Annotated in this window: 5 protein-coding genes; 4 read left to right on the top strand and 1 reads right to left on the bottom strand. The window is 32.8% G+C overall.

The window, feature by feature from the left end; translation table 11 throughout:
- The 4 genes from BG260_RS12515 to BG260_RS12505 all read left to right on the top strand — a co-directional run.
- Window positions 1-785 (top strand): hypothetical protein (locus BG260_RS12515; protein ID WP_218089775.1); only part of this gene is annotated, 785 nt, incomplete at its 5' end.
- On the top strand, window positions 760-1,215 hold the full coding sequence (locus BG260_RS14075; protein WP_141691606.1) for a hypothetical protein: 456 nt from the start codon (window positions 760-762) through the stop codon (window positions 1,213-1,215). The genes BG260_RS12515 and BG260_RS14075, both read left to right, overlap by 26 nt.
- A gap of 38 nt (window positions 1,216-1,253) precedes the next feature.
- The gene (locus BG260_RS12510) at window positions 1,254-2,384 is read left to right on the top strand and encodes a 6-bladed beta-propeller (RefSeq protein WP_069133211.1); all 1,131 of its coding nucleotides are present in this window, start codon (window positions 1,254-1,256) and stop codon (window positions 2,382-2,384) included.
- A complete protein-coding gene (locus tag BG260_RS12505) occupies window positions 2,381-2,980 on the top strand; it encodes a hypothetical protein (protein ID WP_069133209.1) in 600 nt (199 codons plus the stop codon). The genes BG260_RS12510 and BG260_RS12505 overlap by 4 nt, the downstream gene beginning before the upstream one ends.
- Window positions 2,981-3,116: 136 nt before the next feature.
- On the opposite strand, the gene BG260_RS14195 is transcribed toward BG260_RS12505, so the two are convergent.
- On the bottom strand, window positions 3,117-3,346 hold a 230-nt coding region (locus BG260_RS14195; protein ID WP_176719497.1), incomplete at its 5' end, for a hypothetical protein.

Below are 3,346 nucleotides of genomic sequence, written 5' to 3'. Positions count from 1 at the left end.
AAACCGTTATTGGGCAAATAATAAATCTTTACATGAAACATCTAATTTGTACACTATTCTTTTTATCAATCAGTATTAGTTTATTTGCACAAAGTCCATTGGTTGAAAGTTTTGAGGATTCAGTTGAAACAGATTGGATCTTAGAAAATCCTGAATTTATAAATACCCAGTCTTCATTTTTTACCCAAGAATCTTTTAAAAAACACTCTGTTTCATTATTACAAATTAGTGGCTTTAATATCCCTTTTACCTGGGATCAGAATTTGAGTTTACTTAAAAGAATTTCTAAAAATTACACAGAACACACGATTCTTCAAGGAGAAGAAGCTGATCCAATCTGGATGGGAACTAGAGTGAAATGGGACGACGAAATTTCATCTCTAATTTTGTTTGATAAAAAAACTTACAAAACTGTTGTAGATTCATGGTACTTAATTGGCTTAAATGAATGTGTAGGCACATTGACATTTCCTACTCTTAGATTTCAACAACAGTTTGAGATAGATGATCCTAGGCTAAACAGGTTAACTGGATTGGTAATCATGCCCTTTTTAGAAGGAATTCAAAATTATGAAGAATATGAGACTGAACTTGAAACTGCCTCTGGCGAATATGTTAAAGGAATCGGTTACGACTTAAATCTTGATAGTATTACTGACGTTTTCCTTTATGAAGAAATCGTTAATAATGACGGTTATTCACCGGATAGCTATAAAAGAATATATGTAAATGTGGAGGGTAACTGGAAAGTAAGCTGGTTTGCAATCTACGAACTTTGTATTTGATTTCAACAGCTTGCCCAATAACCAGCGGCTCAAGCGGACGAGTTTGCGATTCGGGGTTTTAGCACAGATGTTAGCCTCGCCGCTTAGCCGCCAAACCGTTATAGGGCTTTACTTAACGAGCTTTACTAAATCTATTTTCATTTTTAATAAATATTTACTTAATTCAACTGTCAATCATAATCCAAAAAACGTGGTTATTATGAATAAAATGTCACTCAAAGTATTTGTTTTCTCATTGTTTCTTGCATTAGGAGCAATGTTGGGAACAGCTGCAAATAGTCAAACAACGCTATCAGCTGATTGCTCTTTCTGTCATTATGGAGAAGGTTGTAAAGCAACAACTTTATCAAACACCTGTGATCCAGGACCTCCATGCTCTAATGACTCAACGAAATGTACTCCTATAGAGACTGAGCTAGAAGAAAACTAATCCACTAACACTAATTATATGCAAGCATCTGAAATAGAATGCTTGCATTTTTTATTATGTATTACAGACTATTCATTTTATTAAGTTTAATATTATTTATTTCGTGCGAGAATAATACTTCTAAAATTATACATCCTACGGAAGCAAATTTATTTAACCAAGAAGAAATTTCATTCTCTATAAGCCAGGATACTTCCTCAAATAATATCGAGCTCAGACAAATTGCTCACGATATCAGAAAGGCTGAGTTATCAATGGAATTAGGTTCTGGAGATAATATATTAGGCAACATAATAGATGCTTCATTCAATAATAATCTTATATATCTACTGGATGAACAAAAAATGAATGTTTCTGTCTATAATGTTGATGGTGAATATATTTCTTCAACAGCACGGAAAGGAAGAGGTCCTGGAGAACTAATAAGCCCAGAAGCAATCATTGCATTTGAAAATTATTTATTCATATTGAATAACCATTATGATGTACAGATTTATAAAAGCAATTCTACAGAATATGAGCCGTATGACCAATTAAATTTAAGAATACGACCTGATGATATTTGTCTAAATAAAGGCAAATTAATTGTAAACACACTTCCGATTAGTGATGAAAGTTCCAATTTACAGGAAAGCAAAAATATTTCTGTTTTTGAGATAGAGGATTTTGAAACCGAGACATACAAGTTCGGAAGTATGTATACTTCAGACTCATGGTTTGCCAAAATGCATATGTCTATGGGAGGAATTGGGTGTTCACCAAAGTCAAATACGGTTATTCAATATTTCCGGAATATTGGACAATTGACTGGCTATCATACTAATGGTGAAAATAAATGGAAATCTAAATTTGAGGATTTTAATCATCTACAATTAGTTGAACAGGCAGGTGTGTTGGGTCCAGATAGAAACAATCCTCAGAATGATTTTGATTCTATTGAGAACGTAGCTTATATAAATGATAAGCATTTTATTGTCCAAATATTTAATAGAGAATTAGTAGATGATAGATATAAAACTATTATTAAAACCTATGTATTAGATTTTGATAGTGGTGAGGGGGTTTTTGTTTCTTCAGACATTCCTAAAATAATTGGCGTAAATTACAGTGAAAGGATTTATTTAGCATATAATCCTGATAAACCTACGGTTTCAACATTCAGATTTTGAAAGACTTCCTTATATATTTCTTGGCTTTATTATTAGGTTTTACTCTTCTTCATGACAGTAACTACAAGAAGATTCTTGAAATATTTAATAAGAACAATAATTACTATTCGTCAAGCCCCGCAAAACTTAAAACCAGCAAAGAGTTGGCTTTTATATATGTTACAAGTTCAACTTGCCCCTACTGTAATGATGAAGAATTACTATCAACTATTGATAAAATCAAATATCAGTTAAAAGAAAAAGCTGATAGTATGGGTTATAATTTTACTGCTATTGGTGTTGGAATAGAGCAAAGTTCATCAATTGGTTTACGTCATTTTAGCAAATCAGGTTTTTATGATGAAATTATTGTTGGTAATAGCTGGAATAACATTGGCTCACTCTACTACATACAAGATCATTTTAAAGGTGTGGCCATGACGCCTCAGTTAATTATTACAATGAGGGATTACCAAGTATTAAATCCATCAGACATTAATTTTAGAGAGAATGCGGGATTAACCAATGAAGTTGAATTAGTAAGAAAAACTGGTCTTACAAATATAAGTAATTGGTATAAAAATGGACTTCAAATTCCTTTTAACAACACAGACTAATTAATCCGCCCTATAACCAGCGTTTCAACGCGGACTTGGCCGCTGTTTGCCTTTACAAATTTGATGGGCTAAAAGATATTTCCAGTTTTAATTACATTACTTACCAAAAAGGCCAAGCCGGTTAAACGCAAAACCGTTATTTCCACTCTTTCTGGTTAAGAGCGTTCCGAACTTCCATTACACGTTTTCCAAGCATTTCAGCGATTTTGCTAACTGTAAATTGTTTGGTACTCCATAACTCACAAATCAAATCTGATTCAGCTTGCAAATATCCACAAGTGTATGCGGTTTCCACATCTCCAATGTAGGTTTCTTTTTCAAGTTCAACGCTATTAGCGTATTCAGTAGCTTTTTCATCTATTGTTT

Source organism: Rhodohalobacter halophilus (assembly GCF_001715195.1).
Lineage (GTDB): Bacteria > Bacteroidota > Rhodothermia > Balneolales > Balneolaceae > Rhodohalobacter > Rhodohalobacter halophilus.
The sequence above is the reverse complement of the archived record's forward strand: the minus strand, read 5'-3'. Positions and strand labels throughout refer to the sequence as shown.